Annotated in this window: 20 protein-coding genes; 14 read left to right on the top strand and 6 right to left on the bottom strand. The window is 67.4% G+C overall.

The annotated features are described in order from the left end of the window. Positions 1–9 precede the first annotated feature (9 nt). The 12 genes from DIE16_RS27995 (at position 10) to DIE16_RS27940 (ending at position 12,206) form a co-directional block, all read left to right on the top strand. Complete coding sequence (locus DIE16_RS27995) at positions 10–549, top strand: prepilin peptidase (protein ID WP_124893832.1); 540 nt, start codon at positions 10–12, stop codon at positions 547–549. Between the two features lie 32 nt (positions 550–581). Beyond that, positions 582–1,982 carry an ATP-binding protein gene (locus DIE16_RS27990; protein WP_124487331.1) on the top strand — a complete coding sequence of 467 codons (1,401 nt, stop codon included), beginning with the start codon at positions 582–584 and terminating at the stop codon, positions 1,980–1,982. A gap of 35 nt (positions 1,983–2,017) precedes the next feature. Then, positions 2,018–2,854, top strand: coding sequence for a Flp pilus assembly protein CpaB (cpaB, locus tag DIE16_RS27985; protein WP_044844306.1), 837 nt, complete (start codon positions 2,018–2,020; stop codon positions 2,852–2,854). Between the two features lie 113 nt (positions 2,855–2,967). Beyond that, positions 2,968–4,962 (top strand): type II and III secretion system protein family protein, encoded by a 1,995-nt coding sequence (locus tag DIE16_RS27980; RefSeq protein WP_124487330.1) that lies wholly within the window; start codon positions 2,968–2,970, stop codon positions 4,960–4,962. Positions 4,963–4,982: 20 nt separating this feature from the next. Beyond that, the gene (locus tag DIE16_RS27975) at positions 4,983–5,279 is read left to right on the top strand and encodes a hypothetical protein (protein WP_124646144.1); all 297 of its coding nucleotides are present in this window, start codon (positions 4,983–4,985) and stop codon (positions 5,277–5,279) included. A gap of 27 nt (positions 5,280–5,306) precedes the next feature. Next, complete coding sequence (locus DIE16_RS27970; RefSeq protein WP_124893831.1) at positions 5,307–6,578, top strand: pilus assembly protein TadG-related protein; 1,272 nt, start codon at positions 5,307–5,309, stop codon at positions 6,576–6,578. A gap of 13 nt (positions 6,579–6,591) precedes the next feature. Further along, positions 6,592–7,125 (top strand): TadE/TadG family type IV pilus assembly protein, encoded by a 534-nt coding sequence (locus DIE16_RS27965; protein WP_124487327.1) that lies wholly within the window; start codon positions 6,592–6,594, stop codon positions 7,123–7,125. Next, positions 7,122–7,565, top strand: coding sequence for a TadE/TadG family type IV pilus assembly protein (locus tag DIE16_RS27960; protein WP_124487326.1), 444 nt, complete (start codon positions 7,122–7,124; stop codon positions 7,563–7,565). The genes DIE16_RS27965 and DIE16_RS27960 overlap by 4 nt, the downstream gene beginning before the upstream one ends. A 21-nt stretch (positions 7,566–7,586) precedes the next feature. After that, positions 7,587–8,795 carry an AAA family ATPase gene (locus DIE16_RS27955; protein ID WP_124487325.1) on the top strand — a complete coding sequence of 403 codons (1,209 nt, stop codon included), beginning with the start codon at positions 7,587–7,589 and terminating at the stop codon, positions 8,793–8,795. A gap of 19 nt (positions 8,796–8,814) precedes the next feature. Continuing rightward, a complete protein-coding gene (locus DIE16_RS27950; protein ID WP_124893830.1) occupies positions 8,815–10,182 on the top strand; it encodes a CpaF family protein in 1,368 nt (455 codons plus the stop codon). A 33-nt stretch (positions 10,183–10,215) separates the two neighbouring features. Continuing rightward, positions 10,216–11,193 carry a type II secretion system F family protein gene (locus DIE16_RS27945; protein WP_124893829.1) on the top strand — a complete coding sequence of 326 codons (978 nt, stop codon included), beginning with the start codon at positions 10,216–10,218 and terminating at the stop codon, positions 11,191–11,193. Between the two features lie 38 nt (positions 11,194–11,231). Beyond that, positions 11,232–12,206 (top strand): type II secretion system F family protein, encoded by a 975-nt coding sequence (locus tag DIE16_RS27940; protein ID WP_124646148.1) that lies wholly within the window; start codon positions 11,232–11,234, stop codon positions 12,204–12,206. Between the two features lie 211 nt (positions 12,207–12,417). On the opposite strand, the gene DIE16_RS27935 is transcribed toward DIE16_RS27940, so the two are convergent. The 6 genes from DIE16_RS27935 to DIE16_RS27910 form a co-directional block, all read right to left on the bottom strand. After that, a complete protein-coding gene (locus DIE16_RS27935; RefSeq protein ID WP_124893828.1) occupies positions 12,418–13,680 on the bottom strand; it encodes a serine hydrolase in 1,263 nt (420 codons plus the stop codon). 136 nt (positions 13,681–13,816) lie between these two features. Further along, the gene (locus tag DIE16_RS27930) at positions 13,817–14,776 is read right to left on the bottom strand and encodes a transporter (protein WP_124893827.1); all 960 of its coding nucleotides are present in this window, start codon (positions 14,774–14,776) and stop codon (positions 13,817–13,819) included. A gap of 33 nt (positions 14,777–14,809) precedes the next feature. Then, complete coding sequence (locus DIE16_RS27925; RefSeq protein WP_124893826.1) at positions 14,810–15,337, bottom strand: flavin reductase family protein; 528 nt, start codon at positions 15,335–15,337, stop codon at positions 14,810–14,812. A gap of 5 nt (positions 15,338–15,342) precedes the next feature. Continuing rightward, positions 15,343–16,581, bottom strand: coding sequence for a styrene monooxygenase/indole monooxygenase family protein (locus DIE16_RS27920; RefSeq protein ID WP_124893825.1), 1,239 nt, complete (start codon positions 16,579–16,581; stop codon positions 15,343–15,345). Positions 16,582–16,645: 64 nt separating this feature from the next. Next, on the bottom strand, positions 16,646–17,434 hold the full coding sequence (locus tag DIE16_RS27915; protein WP_124893824.1) for an SDR family oxidoreductase: 789 nt from the start codon (positions 17,432–17,434) through the stop codon (positions 16,646–16,648). 67 nt (positions 17,435–17,501) lie between these two features. Then, positions 17,502–18,731 carry a dienelactone hydrolase family protein gene (locus tag DIE16_RS27910; RefSeq protein WP_124893823.1) on the bottom strand — a complete coding sequence of 410 codons (1,230 nt, stop codon included), beginning with the start codon at positions 18,729–18,731 and terminating at the stop codon, positions 17,502–17,504. Between the two features lie 353 nt (positions 18,732–19,084). Between DIE16_RS27910 and DIE16_RS27905 the strand changes: the two genes are divergently transcribed. Together DIE16_RS27905 and DIE16_RS36940 are read left to right on the top strand one after the other, a co-directional pair. After that, complete coding sequence (locus DIE16_RS27905) at positions 19,085–20,110, top strand: AraC family transcriptional regulator (RefSeq protein WP_124893822.1); 1,026 nt, start codon at positions 19,085–19,087, stop codon at positions 20,108–20,110. A 235-nt stretch (positions 20,111–20,345) separates the two neighbouring features. Then, positions 20,346–20,528: hypothetical protein (locus DIE16_RS36940; protein ID WP_221625284.1), on the top strand; the 183-nt coding region annotated here is incomplete at its 3' end.

The raw sequence follows: 20,528 nt of genomic DNA, 5'->3' as shown, positions 1-20,528 counted from the left end.
AGGTTCGCCATGTTGCCTGCTGCGCTGCCTTACCCGGTCCCGTTGTGCGTGACGCTGCTCGTCGTCGTCGCGGCCAGCACGGACATCACGAGCCGACGCATCCCGAACCGGCTCGTCGTGATCGGGCTGGCCGGTGCGCTGGTTGCCCAGTGCGCGCTGCACGGCGTCCAGGCGGGTGCGCTCGCATGGCTTGCCGGCGCCGCGACCGGCTTCGGCCTGCTGCTGCCGTTCTATCTGCTGCGCGGGATGGCCGCAGGCGACGTGAAGCTGATGCTCGCGATCGGCGCGTGGGTCGGCGCCCAGATGACGTTCTACATCGTGCTGGCCGCCTTTCTGGCCGGCGGGATCGGCGCGATCGGTTTCGCGCTGCTGCGCGGACGCGTGCGCCAGATGTGGGCGAACGTCGTGGCGCTGATCGCGCGTCGCGCGTCCGGGGCGCGTGCAGGGGCAACCGACGGCCCCGTGGAGTTCGCGTCGGTCGGTGCGTTGCCGTATGGCGTGGCGATTGCCGCCGGCACGCTGGGCATGCTGTTCGTATCGTGCGCGTAGCGCGCCGAACCTGCAACGAGGATGGACCGAACATGAACACGAACCCCACCGAACCGAGACGCGACGCGCAGGTTGCACACCTGCCGCTTCCGTCGCCCATGCGGGAGGCGCACGCGAAGCCGGGCGCGCAACTGCCGGCGGCGCCGCGCTCGCTCGAGGAAACCGGACTGAGCCAGGCGTTCATCGCAGGGCTCGTGCTGAAGTCGACGCTGGTGCTCGGCCGCCCGTCCTACGGCGACCTGATCGAGCGTCACTGTCTCCCGCTCGCCGTGCTCGACGACATCTTCGCGTTCCTGGTGCGCGAGCATCTGGTCGAACTGACCCATCGCGGCAAGACGGACCTCGACGTGACGTTCCGCCTGACCGAGGCAGGCCGCCTGGCCGCGCTCGAAGAGCGCGCGCGCAGCAGCTACAGCGGCCCTGCGCCGGTGACGCTCGACGCGTATCTCGACTGCGTGTCCACCCATTCGGTGCGCAAGCTGCGCGTGGCCCAGAACGACGTGTGGGCCGTCTTCGACGGCGTCGTCATGGATACGGCGATCCTCGATTCGGCGGCCGCCGCGCTGAACTCCGGCCGTCCGCTTCTGATCTACGGCCCGGCCGGCAGCGGCAAGACGTTCCTCGCGGAGCGGCTCGGCGCGCTGATGGGCGGCCACGTGCCGGTGCCGTACGCCATTTGCGCCGCCGGCGAAGTGATCCAGATCTACGACCCGCTCGTGCATGTCGATGCGGCAGCGCAAGCGGACGGCCAATCGGTCGATCGCCGCTGGCGCCTGTGCGAGCGGCCGGTCGTGATGTCCGGCGGCGAGCTGACGCTCGACGAGCTCGACCTGCGCCGCGATGACGCGGCGGGCTTCTACCAGGCGCCGCCGCACATGAAGGCGAACATGGGCATGTACATCGTCGACGATCTCGGCCGCCAGCGTGTCGAGCCGCGCGACCTGCTCAACCGCTGGCTGCGCCCGCTCGATCGCGGCGTCGATTTCCTGACGCTCGAGTCCGGCAACCGCTTCGTGCTGCCGTTCGACGTCTGGCCGGTGTTCTCGAGCAACCTGGCGCCGGAGCAGTTCGCCGACGATGCATTCCTGCGCCGGCTCGGTTCCAAGCTTCACGTCGGCGCGTTGTCGATCGACCACTATCGCGCGGTGTTCGACGCCGCATGTGCGTCGCTCGGCCTGGTATCGACGCAGGACGCATTCGACTATCTGCTGCACCGGCTGCACCTGCCGACCGGCAAGGCCTATCTCGCATGCTTCCCGATGGATCTGCTGCGCCTCGTCGCCGCCGGCGCGCGGTATCGCGGCGATCCGCTCGAAGTGACGCACGACGCGCTGCACGACGCATGGGCCAGCTATTTCGGCACGGCGCCCGAGCGCGACGGCGTGTATCTGCCGCCTGCCGACCACGGCGGTCGCACGCACGTAACCGGTTGAGCCGTTTCTTTCACGATTCGTTGAGGAGCATTGCCATGAAAAACAGTCGAGCGCTCATGATGCTGATCGTCGCGATGGTCGCGGGGCTTGCCGCGGTCGTGTTCGCGTCCCGCTGGTTGATGAATACCTCCAGCAGCTCGATCACGTCGGTCGCGGTGGCGACCACCGACCTGAACCTGGGCGAGCCGCTCGGGCCGAACCAGATCCACATGGTGAGCTGGCCGTCGGGCAGCGTGCCGACCGGCGCGTTCACCGACACGAAGGAACTCGAAGGGCGCGTCGTGCGCACGAGCCTCGCCCGCGGCGAGCCGGTGATCGAGTCGAAGCTCGCGCCGGTCGGCACGAAGGGCGGGCTGTCCGCGGTGATCGCCGACGGCAGCCGCGCGATTACCGTGCGGGTGAACGACGTGGTCGGCGTCGCGGGCTTCGCGCTGCCGGGCAACTACGTCGACGTGATCGTCAACACGCAGGAACAGCAAGGCAAGACCGACGGGCAGAGCATCTCCAAGATCGTGCTCGAGCACATCCTCGTGCTGGCCGTCGCGCAGCAGGTCAGCCGCGACGACACCGCACCGAAGGTCGTCAACGCGGTGACGCTCGAAGTCACGCCCGACCAGGCCGAGCGCCTCGACCTCGCGCGTAGCGTCGGCACGCTGTCGCTCGTGCTGCGCAACCAGGTCGACCAGAAGACGCTGACCACCGACGGCGCGACCAAGCTCACGCTGCTCGGCAAGGCACCGGTACCCGAAGCGCCCGCACCCGCGCCGGTGAAGACCGTGCGCGTGCGTGTCGCATCCCATGCGGCACCGGGAGCACGCCGCGATTGCGTCGGCGTGCTGACCGGGGTACACGGCAGCGTCGAATGTTTCTGAATTCGTAGAACACATCCAGATAACCACATTAACCAGATCGGCCGCCGTCAGGGCACGGCGGCCTTGAAAGTCGACAACCGGCGCCTCGCCGGTCACTCGGGGGATCAGACGAAATGAAGATCAATCCGCAACATTCAGGTACCGGCCCGGTGCGCACGCGTATCGCACGGGGCGCGATGATGGCCGCGATCCTCTGTGCCGGAACGCTGACCGTATACAGCGCACTGGCCCAGGAAGCCGCCGAATCGGCCGCGCTGATGAAGGGCGGTGCAGCCGCGCCGGCGGCGGCCGCCAAGGGGCCGATGCAGATGACGATCAGCATGACGCCGACTCCGGCCGCCGCGCCCGCCGCGGCGCCGGGGCCGCTGCGCGGGCCGAACTGCGTGGGCGCGGTACGCGAGTCGACCAGCGTCAGCGTGCCGCTCGGCAAGTCGCTGCTGGTGCCGATGCCGGAGCCGGTCCGCAACCGGACCATCGGCAACCCGGCCGTCGCGCAGGCGACGATGGTGTCGCCGCAGACGCTGTACATCCTCGGGCTGTCGGTCGGCACGACCAACATGATCGTGCAGGGGCGCAGCGGTGCGTGCCGCGTGATCGACGTGGCGGTCGGCGCGGACGCCGGCGGCCTGCAGGCGTCGCTGATGCAGCTGATGCCGAACGAACACGACATTCACGTATCGACCGCCGCCGGCACGATCGTGCTGGCAGGCAACGTATCGAACTCGCAGGCCGCGCAGCAGGCGGTGCAGATCGCCCGTGCGTACAGCGACAGCGCCGGCGACGGCGGCGGCAAGGGCGCCGGCGTGCTGAACATGCTGGCCGTCACGTCGCCGCAGCAGGTGATGCTCGAGGTGAAGGTCGCCGAAGTGTCGAAGACGCTGATCAACCAGATGGGCAGCGCGTTCAACATCCAGGGCGGCTTCGGCTCGTGGAGCGGCGCGCTCGTCAGCAACCTGCTCGCGGGCGTCGCAAGCGGCGCGGTGTTCAACAAGGCGAACAACAGGCCGTTCAGCATCGCGGCCGATGTGCAGAATACCGACAACCTCGTCAAGATCCTCGCGGAGCCGAATCTCGTGACGATCAGCGGCCAGGAGGCGACGTTCCTCGCCGGCGGCAGGATCTTCATCCCGGTGCCGCAAAGCAGCGGCAATGGCACGTCGTCGATCACGCTGCAGGAGGAGGAATTCGGCGTCGCGCTGAAGTTCACGCCGACGGTGCTCGGGAACGGCCGGATCAGCCTGAAGGTCGCACCGGAAGTGTCCGAACTGTCGCAGACGGGCGTGACGCTGAGCGCGTCCAACATCGGCGGCACGTCGATCCTGCCGCTGATCACGACGCGGCGCGCGTCGACGACGGTCCAGATGGGCGACGGCGAGTCGTTCGCGATCGGCGGGCTGATCAAGGACAACGGGACCGGTGCGCTGAAGGCGATCCCGGGTGTCGGTGAAGTACCGGTGCTCGGCGCGTTGTTCCGCAGCACGTCGTTCCAGCAGGATCGCACCGAGCTGATCTTCGTGATCACGCCGCACCTGGTGAGGCCGCTGCAGACCGCCGACGTGCCGCTGCCGACCGACAGCTTCTCGAAGCCGAACGAGGCCGACGTGTATGCGACCGGCAACATGGAAGGCCGCAAGGGTGTCCGCCGGGCGGGCGCACAACCGGCGAGCGGCGCGATGGATGCACCGCAGACGCCGGCTCCCGCACCTGCTCCGGCGCCGCAATCGGCTGAGCCGGCCGCACCGGCCGCCGCACTGCCCGCACCGCGTGCGCCGCAGCCCGCCGATGCACCGGCGCCGGTGCCGGCGGAGCCGCAGAAGGCCGCGGCTGCCGACGCGGCTGGGACGGTGAGCGCCGAACCGGCGCCGGCCGCGCAGCCGCAAGAGCAACCGCAGTCGCAGCCGCAACAGCAGTCGCAGCCGCAGGCCGAAGCGGCCACCGCGGCTACCGCGGCGCGGATCGCGCGCATCGAAGCGGCTGCCGCGCGTCTCGCGGCCGCCGGCTCCGCCGCGCCGGCAAAACCCGCGCCGCGTTCGAAGCACGGCTTGCCGGCCGCCGCGCACGCGCAGATCGCGCGGGCGGGCACGGAACCCCAGTCCACCGATCGTTGAAGCCATTCAAGGGGAAGCTCATGAAATCCGCCTACCTCGTATTCGTGCGCCGCGCGGCGCTCGCCATCCCGCTCGCGTTCGCGCTCGCCGGCTGCATGTCGTCGACGCCGGTGTGGGACACCCGCTTCGGCGATTCGGTCCGCGCCGTCACGCAAGCCCAGATCATCGATCCGCATGCCGCCGAACACGCGGCATCGAACCCGGGGGTCAACGGCAGCGCCGCCGCGTCCGCACTCGACAACTACGACAAGTCGTTCAAGCAGCCCGAGCCGAAAGCCAATGCCTTCGTAATCGGGATCGGCAAGTCGGCGCAGTAACACACAGGCAAGCTCAGGGAGAACGCCATGTCCAGCGCAGCTCGTCATCCGAAACTCACGCGTCGCGGTATGCATCGCCAGCAAGGCGCCGTCGCGATCATCGTCGGTCTCGCACTGGCGGTGATGATCGGGTTCGTCGGTCTCGCGCTGGACCTCGGCAAGCTGTACGTCACGCGCAGCGAACTGCAGAACAGCGCCGACGCATGCGCGCTGTCCGCTGCGCGCGACCTTACATCGGCCATCAGCCTGCAGGTCTCGGAAGCGGACGGCATCGCAGCCGGCCACTCGAATTTCGCGTTCTTTCAGCAGAACGCGGTACAGATGCAGACGGATTCGAACGTCACGTTCAGCGATTCGCTGACCAATCCGTTCCTGACCAAGACGGCGGTTACGACGCCGGCGAACATCAAGTACGTGAAGTGCACCGCGCAGTTGAGCAATATCGCGCACTGGTTCATCGAGGTGCTCAACACGATTCCCGGCGTGCGGGTCGCGAACGCGGCCCAGGTCGCGGCGAGCGCGATCGCGACGGTCGGCGCCGGGCAGACGGCCTGCGCGATTCCGGTGTTCGTGTGCCGTGCGGCTGCCGCCGCGCCCTACAAGGTCGGCGACTGGATCTCGTCGCCGTCCGGCTCGTCGTCGACTTACGGGCCCGGCAACTTCGGCTGGGCGGCGCTCGACGGTTCGACGAACGAGACGACCATCGCCAGCGAACTGTCCGGCAATAGCTGCAACATCACGTCGCCGCCCGACCTCGGGTCGACGGGCCTGAAGTCCGCGTCGCTGCGTGCCTGGAACACCCGCTTCGGGATCTACACGAACGGCGCCAACGGCTCGAGCGGCCAGCCGGACTTCACCGGCTACGCGTACGTCGGCCCCAACTACGGGCCGCCGGGAACCGCGGGCATCGTCGGCGACGCATACACGCAGTTCGTGCTCGACCGCGCCAGCTTCAAGTCCTACCAGGGCGACGGCGCACCGCCCACCGGCAGCGGCATCTCGACCAACGGGACGGCGACGGCGAGCAATTACCAGACGTTCGGCGGCGACCGCCGGCTCGCGCTCGCACCGGAAGGCGACTGCTCGACGTTGTCGGGCAGCAGCAGCAAGCTTCACGTCACGCAGTGGGACTGCGTGCTGATGCTCGATCCGCTGCCGTTCAGCCCGGGCGCCGGCGGGGTGACGGCGCACCTCGAATACCTCGGCACGACGGCATCCGGCACGACGCCCTGCGCGACGCACGGCTTGCCGGGTACCGGAAGTTCGGCCGGCATCAAGGTGCCGATGCTCGTTCAATAGTGGAGACGCGATCATGAAAAGGCTCCCGATTCGCCGGTCACGCATGCGCGGTGTCGCCGCGGTCGAATTCGCGCTCGTGCTGATGCCGATGATCGTGCTCGCGACCGGCGTGGCCGAGTTCGGCCGCGCGATCTACCAGTACGAGACCCTCACCAAGGCGACGCGCAACGCGGCGCGCTACCTGTCGGTCTTTCTGCCGACCGACAGCGCGTATCCGCTCGCGGAGGCGCAGTGCCTGGTCGTGTACGGCAGCACCACGTGCGGCTCCGCCGGCACCGAGCTGGTGCCGGGGCTCACGACGTCGATGGTGATCGTCTGCGACGCCGCGCATTCGACCGATTGCGCCGATGCGTCCGACCCGCCGCAGTTCGCGAACCTGCCGACGTACGACTCGACCAACAACGCGGCAAGCGGCACGGCCACCGGCAGCATCAACGTCGTCGAGGTGAAGGTGAAGGGCTACCAGTACCAGCCGATTCCGGCCTACCCGGGGCTGTCCTCGATCACCTTCGGCAACATCGTCACCGTGATGAGGCAGGTGTCATGAACGCACGCCCCTTTCCGCTGTTGCGCCGGCGCACTCAACGCGGCGCGACGATCGTCGAGTTCGCGCTGATCGCATCGATCCTGATCATGCTGCTGATCGGCGTGTTCGAATTCGGGCGCGTGCTGTTCTACTGGAACACCGCGACCGAGGCGATCCGGCTCGGCGCACGCACGGCGATCGTCTGCGACGTGAACGCCGCCGGCGTCGTGAAGCGCGTGAAGTCGCTGATGCCGATGCTGTCGAACGCGAACGTGTCGGTGAGCTACACGCCGTCGGGCTGCGACGTGAGCTCCTGCTCGTTCGTGACGGTCAGCATCACCAACGTGACGGTCAGGACGATGATTCCGATCGCGAACGTCTCGATCACGATGCCGTCGTTCACCACGACGCTGTCGCGGGAAAGCCTGAATTCGTCGACGGGCGGCACGGCCTGTCAATAATCGAACCGACGAGGCACAGTCATGATCAATATCCTCGTAGCTGCCGACGATACCGCCAGGCTCACGCAGATCGCGCGCCTGGTCACCGAGAGCGGACACTATCGCGTGACGCGCGCGCACGGACGGCCGTCCCAGATCGAGCATCGAACCGACGGGCTCGATTCGTTCGACATCCTGCTGATCGACGGCGCGACGACCGACGCGGCCGAGCTGTCGGCGCTCGAGCGAATCTGCCGGCTGCACCCGGGCCTGACCGGTATCCTGGTGACCGCGGATGCGGCGCCGCACGTGCTGCTGGACGCGATGCGCGCCGGCGCGCGCGACGTGCTGCAGTGGCCGATCGACCCCGCGGCGCTCGCCCGCGCGCTCGAACGCGCGGCCGCGCAAAGCACGCGGCGCGACAGCGACGATACGCGCTTCGTGTCGTTCATGTCGTGCAAGGGCGGCGCGGGTACGAGCTTCGCCGCGAGCAACGTCGCGTACGAGATCGCCGAAGGCCACAAGCGCCGCGTGCTGCTGGTCGATCTGAACCAGCAGTTCGCGGATGCCGCGTTCCTCGTCAGCGACGAGACGCCGCCGTCGACGCTGCCGCAGCTGTGCGCGCAGATCGAACGGCTCGACGGCGCGTTTCTCGACGCGAGCGTCGCGCACGTGACGTCGACGTTTCACGTGCTCGCCGGCGCGGGCGACCCGGTCAAGGCCGCGGAGATGCGCGAGGACGCGCTCGAATGGATCCTCGGCGTCGCGGCGCCGCGTTACGACTTCGTGATCTTCGACATCGGGGTCAGCATCAATCCGCTGTCGATGATCGCGCTGGATCGCAGCGACCAGATCCAGCTCGTGCTGCAGCCCACGATGCCGCACGTGCGCGCGGGCCGCCGGTTGCTGGAGATTCTCGTGTCGCTCGGCTACCCGACCGACCAGTTGCGGCTGGTGGTGAACCGGATGACGCGAGCGAGCGAGCGGTCTCGTGCCGCGCTCGAGGAAGTGCTCGGGCTGCACGCCAGCAGCACGATACCCGACGACGCCGACACCGTGCGCGAAGCGCTCGACCAGGGGCATCCGGCCTCGCGCGTCGCGCGCGGCGCGGCGGTCACGCGTGCGTTGCAGGCCTGTGCGAAGCAGATCGTCGAAGGGGACGTGCGGACCAGGCACGGCACGTCCAGCAGCGAACCGTTGATGTCCCGGCTGTTCGGCCGCAAGGCCACGCCGAAGCTCAAGTCCATGTGAATCTTGCGGGGAAACCATCATGTCATTGCGCGAACAGATGTCCTTGTACCGGACGCAGCCGCAGGCGGCGGGCACCGAACCGGCAGGTGCGACGCATTCGTCGGTACGCAACGCCTACCAGAAGCTGCGCCGCGAAATTCACCTGGCGGTGCTCGAACGCGTCGAGCTGGAGCGTCTGTCGCGCCTGCCGCAGGAACAGGTCCGGCAGGAAATCTCGGCGCTGATCTCGCGCATCCTTGACGAGGAGCGCCTGCCCGCGAACGACATCGAGCGGCGCCAGCTCGCGATCGACGTGTACGACGAGATGTTCGGTTTCGGCCCGCTCGAGGCGCTGCTGCGCGACCCCGGCATCTCCGACATCCTCGTGAACACGTACCGGCAGGTCTACGTCGAGCGTGCCGGCCAGCTCGAGCTGACCGACGTGACGTTCTACGACGACGCGCACCTGATGAAGGTGATCGAGAAGATCGTGTCGCGGGTCGGGCGCCGCATCGACGAATCGACTCCGATGGTCGATGCGCGTCTGCCGGACGGCTCGCGCGTGAACGCGATCATTCCGCCGTCGGCGATCGACGGGCCGCTGATGTCGATCCGGCGCTTCGCGGTCAACCCGCTGAAGATGGACGACCTCGTGAGTTACCAGAGCCTCACGCCGCCGATGGCGGAACTGCTCGATGCGCTGGCCCAGGCGAAAGTGAACGTGCTCGTGTCGGGCGGCACCGGCAGCGGCAAGACGACGCTGCTCAACATCCTGTCGGGCTTCATTCCGCGTTCGGAACGGATCGTGACGATCGAGGATGCGGCCGAGCTGCAACTGCAGCAGCCGCACGTGCTGCGGCTCGAAACGCGGCCGCCGAACATCGAGGGCAAGGGCGAGATCACGCAACGCACGCTCGTGCGCAATGCGCTGCGGATGCGGCCGGACCGGATCATTCTCGGCGAAGTGCGCGGCGCGGAAGCGCTCGACATGCTCAATGCGATGAACACCGGCCACGAAGGCTCGCTCGCGACGATCCACGCGAACACGCCGCGCGATGCGCTCACGCGGCTCGAGAACATGATCAGCGTCGGCGGCCTGACGCTGCCGCCGAAGACGATGCGCCAGCAGATCGCGTCGGCGATCTCGGTGGTGGTTCAGGCCACCCGGCTCACCGACGGCAAGCGCAAGATCGTCAGCATCCAGGAGCTGACCGGGATGGAGGGCGACATCATCAACATGCAGGAGATCTTCACGTTCAAGCGCACCGGCATGGATCGCGACGGCACGGTGCGCGGACACTTCTGCGCGACCGGCGTGCGGCCGAAGTTCGCCGAGCGGCTGCAGGCGTTCGGCATCAACCTGCCGGATTCGCTGTACGACCCGGCGCAGCGTTACGAGACGAAGTGACGACGCGCGGTCGTCTGATTCCGGGGAGGCCTCATGGACTCGATCTTTTACGGTTTTGTGATTCTCACCTTCGTCGCGGTCGTGCTCGCGATCGAGGGCGTCTATCAATGGTGGAACACGCGCCACGGTGCCGCGGCGCGCCGGATAGAATCGCGCCTGCGCGCGATGTCGGCCGGCGGCAGCGTGCAGCAGGAGCGGCTGTCGATTCTCAAGAAGCGGATGCTCGACGAGTCGAAGCCGTTCGACCGGCTGTTGTTGCGCATGCCGCGCGTGCAGTCGCTGGACCTCCTGCTGCAGCAGTCCGGGCTCGACTGGACGGTCGCGAAACTGGTCACGCTCTGCGCCGCGTTCCCGGTGGCGACGATGCTGGCCCTGACCCTGACCGTGTTGCCGCTGATCGTCGTGGTGCCGATTGCGCTGCTGACCGCATGCATCCCGGCAATGTACGTGATGCGGCACCGCAACCGGCGGATGCTCAAGCTCGAGCGCCAGCTGCCGGATGTCTGCGACATGATCGCGCGCGCGCTACGCTCCGGCCACTCGTTTACGAGCGCGCTCGGGATGGTCGGCGAGGAGTTTCCCGATCCGATGGGCAGTGAATTCAGGATCACGTTCGACGAGATCAATTACGGCGTATCGCTGCACGATGCGCTGGTGAACCTCGCCACGCGCGTGCCGGCCCATGACCTGCGCTACTTCGTGATCGCGGTGCTGATCCAGCGCGAGACCGGCGGCAACCTGGCCGAACTGCTCGACAGCATCGCGTCGCTGGTGCGCGAACGCTTCAAGCTGTTCGACAAGGTCCGCGTGCTGTCCGCGGAAGGGCGGTTGTCGGCCTGGATCCTCGGCCTGCTGCCGTTCGGTACCGCGGGCATGATGGCGGTGTTGAACCGCGAGTTCCTGTCGGTGCTCTGGGAGGATCCGGCCGGCATCAAGATGGTTGGCGTGATGCTCGGGTCGATGGCATTCGGCCTGCTGTGGATTCGCCGCATCATCCGCATTCGCGTCTGACGCGTGTCCCGGGCTTCACGAACCGAATCGAGGCTGTCATGCAAAACCTGAGCGTAGTACATACCGTGATGCTGGCCGGCTTGTTCCTTTTCGTCGCCGGCGGCGTGCTGGTCGCGATGCTGCTGTTCGCGCCGCGCAACATGGAGCGCCGGATCCAGCAGGCGAGCGGAGCGAGCGTGGGCATCGGCACCGGTGCGAACGACGGCGGCGGGCAAACATCGCACTGGGTCGCGAAACTCGTCGAACTGTCGAAACCGATTTCCCGGCTGTCGCTGCCGCAGGAGGGCTGGGAGAACTCGCCGCTGCGGATCCGGCTGATGAATGCCGGCTGGCGCGATGCGAACGCGGGCGCGCTTTACTTCGCGGCGAAGACGGTACTCGCGCTGGCGCTGCCGGGCGCTGCGCTGCTGGCGCTCGCCACGACCCGCCTCGCGGGTCAACGCATGCTGCTGTCGTTCCTCCTCGTGGCGCTCGCCGGGATCGGCTACTACGTGCCGAACGTGATCCTCCGGCGCCGGATCGCGAAGCGTCAGCAGGTGATCTTCGAGGACTTCCCGGATGCGCTCGACTTGCTGACCGTATGCGTCGAAGCAGGGCTCGGGCTCGATGCAGCGCTGATGAGGGTGAGCGAGGAGCTGCGCTTTCGCAGCGAAGTGGTCGCGGGCGAACTCGACTTGCTGCTGCTCGAGATGCGTTCCGGGTTCACGAAGGATACCGCGCTGCGCAACCTGGCGCTGCGGACCGGCGTCGAGGACATCGAATCGTTCTGCGCGATGCTGATCCAGGCCGATCGCTTCGGCACGAGCATCGCGGAATCGCTGCGCGTGCTTTCGGACATGCTGCGCACGCGGCGGCGGATGCGCGCGGAGGAGCGGGCCGCGAAGATCGCGCTGAAGCTACTGTTCCCGCTGATCTTCTGCATCTTCCCGGCGCTGATGTGCGTGTTGCTCGGGCCGGCAATGATTCACGTGTATCGCGTGCTGCTGCCGACCTTCACCAGCATCGGGCAGTAAGCGGCGGCGGGGGCCGCGCGAACCGGATGTGCGTGCCGGCCCGGCATCGTCGGCCGGCACGGTCACCGTCTTCATGGGAGGCTCCTTCTCCCCCCGGGCGGCGCCGCGAGACAGGTCGATCATAGCGGCGTCAACGCAACCCGGACCCATGGTCGGCCATGGACGCAGCCGTAGTCCACTGCCCGCGCGGGTGGCCCCCTACGGCTTCCCCTCAAGGCCGCCCCTCGCTCGGCACATCGGCCGCCTTGCTGAGCTCGCCCATGATGATCCGTGCGATCTCGTTGGCCGGTGCGCGTCCGTCCGGGCCGGACGCCGTGTTCGCCCACGTGACGATCGTCGTCTTCGTTGCCGGATCGTAGCCCGCGAACGTATTGAAACCCGGTATTTCCCCGGTGTGCCCGTAGAACGTGCCGAACTTCGCGAGCCCCATGCAGTAGCTCGCCGACGCCGGATTCGACGGATCGATCGGCGTGCAGCTCGCGAGGCGTTGCGCCTGCAGGTCCGCATTCAGGTAGCCGCCGCCGACCATCCGCTGCACGTACGCACCCAGTTCGGCCGCGGTCGAGATGCCGGAGCCGGCCGTCCATGCCCACGACGTATTGACCGTCGTCACGTCGGCCGGCTGCAGCGTGCCGTTCTTCGCGGCGGCCTGGCGCGCGGGAGACAGCGCGTCGCCGTCGATCGTCTCCACGTTGGTGCCCCATTGATAACCGCGCGGCGCCGGCGCGGGCAGCGCCGTGTTGTCCTGCGGCGGCAGCGATGTCTCGGTCAGCCCGAGCGGCGCGAACAGCCGCGTCCGGATCGCATCGGCGGCGCTCATGCCGGTGCGCTGCTCGATGATCAGGCCGAGCAGCACCGTATTCGTGTTCGAGTAGCGAAAATCCGCGCCCGGCGCGAAATAGACGGGCTGGTTCTCCGCGATACCCAGCAGTTCGTCGACGGTCCACACCTTGTCCGGCTGCGTGTCGAGCGACTGGTTGAACGCAAGGCTGGTCGAGTAGTTGTAGAGACCGCTGCGCATCGTCAGCAACTGCTCGATCGTGATCGTGTCGCCGTTCGGCACGTTCGCGACGTACTGGCTGACATGATCGGTCAGGCGCAGCCTGCCTTCCTGCACGAGTTGCAGGATCACGGTGCCCGTCCACGTCTTCGTCACGCTGCCGATGCGAAAGTGCGCGTTCGTCGGGATCGGCGAGTTCGTGCCGCGCACGGCCGTGCCGAACGACGCGAGCCAGTTGCCTTGCGGCGACTGCACGTAGACGACCGCGCCGGGCGTCATCGTGCTCGCGAGCAGCGCATTGATCTGCGGGCGTGCCTGGGTGGCGTAGGCAGGCTCGTCGCTGTTCAGCGAGCTGTCGCCGCCGCAGGCGGAAACGGCGATGCCGACGGCCAGCGCCGGTGCAACCGTCGCCAGGTGATGCACCAGCCGCTGCGCGGCGCGCGGGTAAAGCCGGGGAGGAGCAGAGGTCGCCATCGCGTATTCCCTTCCTTGTTGTGTTTCAGTGGTCTCCTTGCCATCCCCGAAACTATAGGACACGCAACCGGGCTCCGAAGGTGCGCGATGCATTCGTCATACGATATCGGCCGGCAAGGCCGGCCTGGTTTGCGCGTCACTGAAAATGATGCACGTACCGCAATACCATCCGCGAACCTTGCGGCCGATTGCGCGCAAGGACCTCGAAGTACGCGTTGAACATCAGGTGATCCTGCGGCGAGAAACTGACCATCGCGCCGGGCCCGATCGCGAGCACGGCTTCCCGTGTGCCGGACACGTCCTGCCCGTTCACTTTCATGTCGGTGGTCTGGCGCAGCCAGTAGCCGTTGAGCCCCAAACGTAGTCCGGGCCGCACTTCGTACTCGGTCGCGAAGTTCGCATGAACGGCCTGGCCGGCCTGCGTCGACGTCACGTCGGGGCCGAGCGCGGTCGCCGGCTCGTGATTGGTCGCATTCCACAGATAGTGCAGGCGCCACGACACGGTCCACTTCGGCGTGACCCAGAACGTCGCGGCCCAGTACGGATCGAACGACCAGAAATGGCTGCCCGGATTGATCGCCCGCGCCGGGTCGTATGCGCCGGTCGGCGCGATGAACTGGAATTCCACCCGCTGCGCGAAGCGCGGCCCCTGCGGGCCCATCACCGGATCGAACTGGATGAACGGGCCGATCAGCAGGTCGCCGAACCCGGCCCGCGAATTCAGCGCGACGTTGCCGATTCCGTCGTTCGTGTGCACGGACGCCACCCACGGCAGGATCACGTCGAGCCCCGGATGCATGCCGCCGAACGCCAGCGGCGACTGGTAGACGAGCTGGCTCAGCCCCGCGAACAGGTCGATGTCCTGCTTCGGCAGCCCGACCTTGTTGCCGGCATTGTCGTTGACGCGTTCGGCCGTGTAGTACTCGAGATACTGCGTGCCGTACCAGCCGGCGCCGGCCGGCGGCATCCCGTCGAGGAAGCTGGTCATCCCCAGGTTGACCGATGGCAGGTCGGTCGCATGCGCCGGCACGTGCCCGGTCAGGCCGAAGCACACGAGGCCTGCGATCGCAAGCAGGCGAGAGCCGCATTTCATCATCACCACCTCCTGAATATTTTTTTGTATAACTAATCAATCGGCACGAGAAAGATCGGGGTGTGCCGAGATCGCGCGATACTGGCCCGCATGGAACACGAGCGGTGCATGGCCGAACGCATCGAATGCCTCGATCTGGCCGATGAACAGCAGGTGGTCGCCGCCTTCGTAATGGCCGACATGGCGGCACACGAAACGCGCGCTTGCGCCGTCGAGACAGGGCACGCCGCCCGCATCGGCATCCACGTGCGGCACGCCGTCGAACTTGTCGGCGCTCGGCGTCGCGAAACGGCGCGACAGTTCGATCTGGTCGTGCGCGAGGATATTGATCGCGAAGTGCGTGGCCGCGACGAAATCCGGACGGCTCGGCGCGACCTTGCGCAGGCTCCACAGCACGAGCGGCGGATCGAGCGACAGCGACGAGAACGAATTGGCGGTGAGGCCGACCTTGCGCCCGTCCGGCGCGCGCGTGGTGATCACGGTGACGCCGGTCGGAAACTGCCCGAACGCGGCGCGCAATTGCTGCGGGTCGAGGCCCGGATTGCCGGAAGCGGTGGCGTTCATGTCGCTTACTCCGAACGGGCGGCGTGTTCGCGGATCAGCGCGGCGCAGGCCGCCGGCTCGAACCACCACGGCGCGAACCGGCGCGGATCGTCGAAGCCGTCGACGATCGTCGCGGCGAGCGACGGCAGCTGGCCGGCGGCGCCGAGCAGCTCGAGGATGTGCGGCGGCGGCGGCGTGAGCAGCGAGTTGGTCCAGCGCACGACGTGCTGTGCGTAGGCCCAGTAGCGTTCGAACGTGTCGTGCATCCAGGCTTCGTCGAACGGCTCGGCTTCGCGTGCGAGGATCGCGTCGCCGTACACCTTCGCGCATTTCGCCGCATTGTTCGAACCCTGACCGGTGATCGGATCGTTGACGACCACCGCGTCGGCCATGCCGAACACGGTGCGGCCCGACGGCAGGCGGAAGAACGGCTTGCGCACGGTCGGCGTGAAGCGCCCGGACAGCGTGCCGTTCGGATCGGTCAGCGCAACGTCGCGGCAGCGCTCGAATTCCCACGGCACGTACTGCTGCAGGAACGACAGGCTGCGGTCGAGATGCTGCTCGGGCGTCTTCACGTCGGCCCAGCAGTCGAGCGGGCCGCCGGGGATCCCTTCGAACACCATGATTTCGCACGGGCCCGTCGTGGTCAGCGCCGGAAACACGAAGTATTCGCCGATCCCGGGCAGCAGGTTGAAGCGCACGCGCGAATACGGCTCGCTAGGCGTCATGCCCGTCACGTAGGTGAGGGCCAGCGCGCGTTGCGGGCGCTCGAACGCGCTGCGTGCGTCGTCGCGGCCGAGCAGGTTCACGATTTCGCCCTTGCCGGCCGCGAGCAGCACGAGATCGTGGCTGCGTGCGAGCGCCTCGAGCTCCGGCACGCCGACGTCGCAGATGCGCACATCGGCACCGCGGCGCCGGATCGCGTCGAGCCAGTCGGCCATCTTCACGCGCTGGTCGACCGATTGCGCGTAGCGGGTCAGCCGCGACGACCAGTCGATCGCCTTGCGGCCGTTGCCTTGCGGATGCGGCACCGCGATGCCGATGCCGTCGATGGACGGGCACGCTTCTTCCCAGGCGTTCAGGCCGAGATCGCGTTCGATCTGAAGTGCGGTATGGAACATGCACTGGCTCGACATGACCTTGCCGGCGCGAATCTGTTGCGCGTCGCGATTGGTCGCGAGCGTGACGTGATAACCCTGGTCGAGCAGCGTGAAGGCGAGTTGCAGGCCGGACTGGCCGGCGCCGACGATAGCGATGCGTTTCATGATGCAATCCTTTGCATGACGAATTAAATGGAATGAAATCTGGGCGGGAAGGAACGGCCGGCGGTTATTCGGCCAGCCGCGGAATCGCCGGTACCGCCTGCTCGGGGCCCATCGCGGAGTAGCCGCCGTCCACCGCGTAGTCGGCGCCCGTCACGAAGCTTGCCGCATCGCTGCACAGGAACGTGACGACCTGCGCGACTTCCGACGGATCGCCCACGCGCCCGAGCAGATGAAATGGCGCGGCCACGCGATCGGTCTTCGCGCGGTCGCCGTGCGTGAGCTCGTCCATCACGCGCGACCACGTCCAGCCCGGCGACACCGAGTTGACGCGAATCCGGTCGGCGGCGAGATCCATCGCCATGCTGCGCGTGAGCTGGCGCATCGCGGCCTTGGATGTGGGATAGAGCCAGCGGCCGGTCTGCGCGCATTGCGCGGAAATCGAGCTGAAGTTCACGATCGCGCCGCCGCCGCGCCGGGTCAGGTAGGGATGAACGACCTTCACGAGCATCGCGGCCGAGACGACGTTGACGTCCATCGCCGCGAGCCAGTCGTTGCGCGTGGCCTGGATGCCGTTGTCGACGTAGCTGCACGCGAGGTTGATCAGCAGGTCGATCGAGCCGAAGCGTTCGGCGACGGCCGATACCGCGCGCTCGATCGCGCGGTCGTCGGTGATGTCGGTCGCGATGAACGTGCCGCGTTCGCCGAGCGTAGCGGCGACGCGCGCGCCGTTCTCCGCGTCGAGATCGAGGATCGCGACGCACGCGCCGGCGCGGCTCAGGTCCTGTGCGACGGCGGCGCCGATCAGCGTGGCGCCGCCGGTGACGATCGCGACTTTGCCAGCAAGGGCAGTCATGGGGAGTCTCCTGGAATGATTGAGCGCAGGCGGCGCGCGTTCGACGTGCCGCCCGGGTATCCGTCGATTACGCGCTGTCGCGCCAGCGCTGCATCAGGCCGTTGGACGGCACGGTTTCGTCGAGCAGCTTGCGCGCCGTTTCGACACCGGCGACGGGCAGCCCGGCCGCGTCGAGCAGGCCGACCTGCACGAGCACGCTCGCCTGGTCCCAATAGATGTGCTCGTGATACAGCTTGTCGCCGCGGAACTTGACGATCGCGACGAGCGGGATCTCGACGCGCTTGCCGGTCGGCGCGACGCCGGGCAGCATCCAGTCGATCTCGGTCGTGTGCGTGAAGCAGAACAGCAGTTCGTCGACGATCTGGCTCGCGCCGATCGTGCGCGAGATCGGCGTGATCGTGGTGTCTGGCGGGTTCGCATGCACGAAGTGATGCGTGTAGAAGCGCTTGAGTTCGTCGTAGCCGACGCCGCCCGTCAGTGTCGGAATATGGTTCACGTAAGGTTGCGCGACCATCGTGTCCATCGTCGCGTCGACGTTGCGCGTGTCGAATTCGTGCCGGAGATGTTCTTCCCACAGCGCGGACAGGTCGTAGCGCGGGCCGAGCGCCGCGCGGAACGCGGCGATCGCGCGCTGATGCGCCATCACCGCGGCCGCCTTGTCGAAATGATCGCCGCCGACGCGTGCGAACGCATGATCGACGCCAGGGTAGACGTACACTTCCACGCCGTCGCGCCCCGCGAGCGCCGCGGCGATGCGTTGCTGCGCGTCGGGCGGACAGAAGCGGTCCTGCGCGGGGATCTGCAGCACGAGCCGGCCGCGCAGATGAGCGGCCTCGTCGAGCGCATGCTCGATGCCCACGCCGTAATAGCTGACCGCGGCGGCCACGTCCGACAAGCGGCACGCGGCGAGATACGCGAGCTTGCCGCCGAGGCAGTAGCCGAGCACGCCGGCCTGGCCCGTGCATTCCGGCCGTTGCGTGAGCACGGCCAGCGCGGCGGCGATGTCCTCGACGCCCTTGTTTTCGTCGTATTCGCGGTACAGCGCCATCGCGCGCTCGAAGTCGGCGGCGGTGTAACCGAGTTCGATGCCGGGCGCCTGGCGCCAGAACAGGTCCGGCACGAGCACCGTGTAGCCTTCTTCGGCGTAGTAATCGGCCACGTCGCGCATCGTCGCGTTCGCGCCGAAGATTTCGTGGCACAGCACGATGCCGGGCCCCGTGCCGCCGGCCGGCGTGCTCAGGTACGCGCGAAACGCGCCGCCGTCCGGCGACGGGATCTCGATGTGTCGTCCTTGCATGTGTCTCTCCATTCTGTTCGTGACTGGCATGGGCCCAGTATTGGCGGACGAAACGCGCGCTTCTATCCGCTTTCTTCGGCCGGTATCCGCGAATTCCGGAAACCTGCGGACCGGCCCGCCGCAGCGGGGCCGGGCACGGCGCTCTGCGGGTTTGTGCGGATGCGGAAGCGCCGCACAGTTTTCTACGATGCGCGAACGGTCCGCTTCTTGCATCGGGTGCGCAGGGCTTGCGTAGTGTAGCGAGGCGGACTGTCCGGATACTCCGGCCGCTATCCGGATCGTGCGACGGGATTCCCCGGAATCGGGAACGCGTGCACAGCGCAAGTGCGATCGAGCACGACGGGAGAACTTCGATGGGGCAATTTTCCGGAGCGGGCTGGCTGGGTGACGCCGCCTGTTTCAATCACGACACGCTGCTGCTGCAGTCGGATGACGTCGACGAGGTGCGCGCGCGGGTAGCGGACGTGTTCAAGCCGCACCGGCTCACACCGACCGGCGATTCGCGCGCGCTGCACAGCCGCATGCACCATGCTCGCTGGGGCAACCTGTCGCTGAATCTGCTCGACTACGGTGGCGAGGTGTCCATCGAACCGGGGCCGCTCGAGCACTTCTATCTGTTGCAGATGCCGCTGCGCGGCGACGCCGAGATCGAGTGCGGCGCGACGCGCTTCGTGTCGTCGCCCGACACCGCGTCGCTGCTGTCGCCGACGCTGTCGCTCAGGATGCGGTGGGGCGAGGCGTGCCCGCAAGTGATCCTGCGGATCGAGCGCGAGGTGATGGAGCGGCATGCGCAGCGGCATTTCGGCGACGAGCGGCGCGCGCCGGTGGAGTTCGAGCCGGAATTCAGCCTGTCGTCGCAGCAGGGCGCGTGCCTCGCACAGATGCTGCCGATGCTGGCCGACGCGATCGCGACGGACGGGCATCCGCTGCGCCATCCGCTCGCGTTCGAGCAACTCGAATCGACGCTGCTCAACCTGTTGCTGTACGGCCACCCGAACACCGCGCGCAACGGCACGCGCCACGCGCCGGCGCCGCTCGCGCCGTTCTACGTGCGGCGCGTCGAGGAATACATCCGCGCGCATCTCGACGAGCCGCTGACGATCGAACGGCTCGCCGAACTCGCGGGCGTCAGCCCGAGCACGCTGTTCGCCGGGTTCCGCAATCGCCACGGCATCACGCCGATGGCATTCGTGCGCCAGTTGCGGATGCAACGTGTGCGCGACGAACTGCTCGACGATGCGACACCGGGGCTCGCGTCGGTGACGGACATCGCGCTGAAATGGGGCTTCGCGCACCTCGGACGGTTCGCGATCGACTACAAGCGCGCGTTCGGGGAATCGCCGTCGGCCACGCTCCGGATGCGGCGCGTGCGGTGCTGACGGGGCAGCCGCGACACAGGCTCGCGGTCGAAAGCCGAGTCGCGCGCCGGTGTGGGCTCTCAGAAAAGATGTCATTGGCACCCTATATAAATCAATGGCTTGGACATCTTTTTTGAGACGATCACATGCTCACCGTCTCAGAAAGGGTGTCCTTGGGCACGGAAATTCTCAGAAAAGTTGTCCTTGGAAGCATCGGTTGCCTGCGTTCGCGCATTCCGTTGGAACCGAGCGGTGAATGCCGTCGATCAAATCTGCACCAAATCCCGACCGAAACCTGTCCACCTCATCAGTCCCAGCTAAGGCCTGCGCCCCAGATCCTTGGATATGGGGCGCGACCGATAAGGTGGAGGTCGAGCGTACCTTCCCCAGGATCGTGCATGTGGAGGCGGTTCGTCCGCGCGGCGTGGCGCAGGACTTG

Origin of the sequence: Burkholderia sp. Bp9090 (assembly GCF_003857985.1) — a bacterium.
GTDB lineage: Bacteria > Pseudomonadota > Gammaproteobacteria > Burkholderiales > Burkholderiaceae > Burkholderia.
Note: the sequence above shows the minus strand (reverse complement) of the source record. Positions and strands in the feature narration are given on the sequence as shown.

What these genes read in the sequence shown, in the direction of transcription:
- cpaB (WP_044844306.1), top strand. Translation starts at nt 2,018, where the DNA reads ATGAAAAACAGTCGAGCGCTCATGATGCTGATCGTCGCGATGGTCGCG.
- DIE16_RS27980 (WP_124487330.1), top strand. Translation starts at nt 2,968, where the DNA reads ATGAAGATCAATCCGCAACATTCAGGTACCGGCCCGGTGCGCACGCGT.
- DIE16_RS27995 (WP_124893832.1), top strand. Translation starts at nt 10, where the DNA reads ATGTTGCCTGCTGCGCTGCCTTACCCGGTCCCGTTGTGCGTGACGCTG.
- DIE16_RS27970 (WP_124893831.1), top strand. Translation starts at nt 5,307, where the DNA reads ATGTCCAGCGCAGCTCGTCATCCGAAACTCACGCGTCGCGGTATGCAT.
- DIE16_RS27990 (WP_124487331.1), top strand. Translation starts at nt 582, where the DNA reads ATGAACACGAACCCCACCGAACCGAGACGCGACGCGCAGGTTGCACAC.
- DIE16_RS27935 (WP_124893828.1), bottom strand. Translation starts at nt 13,680, where the DNA reads ATGGCGACCTCTGCTCCTCCCCGGCTTTACCCGCGCGCCGCGCAGCGG.
- DIE16_RS27975 (WP_124646144.1), top strand. Translation starts at nt 4,983, where the DNA reads ATGAAATCCGCCTACCTCGTATTCGTGCGCCGCGCGGCGCTCGCCATC.
- DIE16_RS27915 (WP_124893824.1), bottom strand. Translation starts at nt 17,434, where the DNA reads ATGACTGCCCTTGCTGGCAAAGTCGCGATCGTCACCGGCGGCGCCACG.
- DIE16_RS27950 (WP_124893830.1), top strand. Translation starts at nt 8,815, where the DNA reads ATGTCATTGCGCGAACAGATGTCCTTGTACCGGACGCAGCCGCAGGCG.
- DIE16_RS27930 (WP_124893827.1), bottom strand. Translation starts at nt 14,776, where the DNA reads ATGATGAAATGCGGCTCTCGCCTGCTTGCGATCGCAGGCCTCGTGTGC.
- DIE16_RS27925 (WP_124893826.1), bottom strand. Translation starts at nt 15,337, where the DNA reads ATGAACGCCACCGCTTCCGGCAATCCGGGCCTCGACCCGCAGCAATTG.
- DIE16_RS27920 (WP_124893825.1), bottom strand. Translation starts at nt 16,581, where the DNA reads ATGAAACGCATCGCTATCGTCGGCGCCGGCCAGTCCGGCCTGCAACTC.
- DIE16_RS27910 (WP_124893823.1), bottom strand. Translation starts at nt 18,731, where the DNA reads ATGCAAGGACGACACATCGAGATCCCGTCGCCGGACGGCGGCGCGTTT.
- DIE16_RS27960 (WP_124487326.1), top strand. Translation starts at nt 7,122, where the DNA reads ATGAACGCACGCCCCTTTCCGCTGTTGCGCCGGCGCACTCAACGCGGC.
- DIE16_RS27965 (WP_124487327.1), top strand. Translation starts at nt 6,592, where the DNA reads ATGAAAAGGCTCCCGATTCGCCGGTCACGCATGCGCGGTGTCGCCGCG.
- DIE16_RS27945 (WP_124893829.1), top strand. Translation starts at nt 10,216, where the DNA reads ATGGACTCGATCTTTTACGGTTTTGTGATTCTCACCTTCGTCGCGGTC.
- DIE16_RS27940 (WP_124646148.1), top strand. Translation starts at nt 11,232, where the DNA reads ATGCAAAACCTGAGCGTAGTACATACCGTGATGCTGGCCGGCTTGTTC.
- DIE16_RS27955 (WP_124487325.1), top strand. Translation starts at nt 7,587, where the DNA reads ATGATCAATATCCTCGTAGCTGCCGACGATACCGCCAGGCTCACGCAG.
- DIE16_RS27905 (WP_124893822.1), top strand. Translation starts at nt 19,085, where the DNA reads ATGGGGCAATTTTCCGGAGCGGGCTGGCTGGGTGACGCCGCCTGTTTC.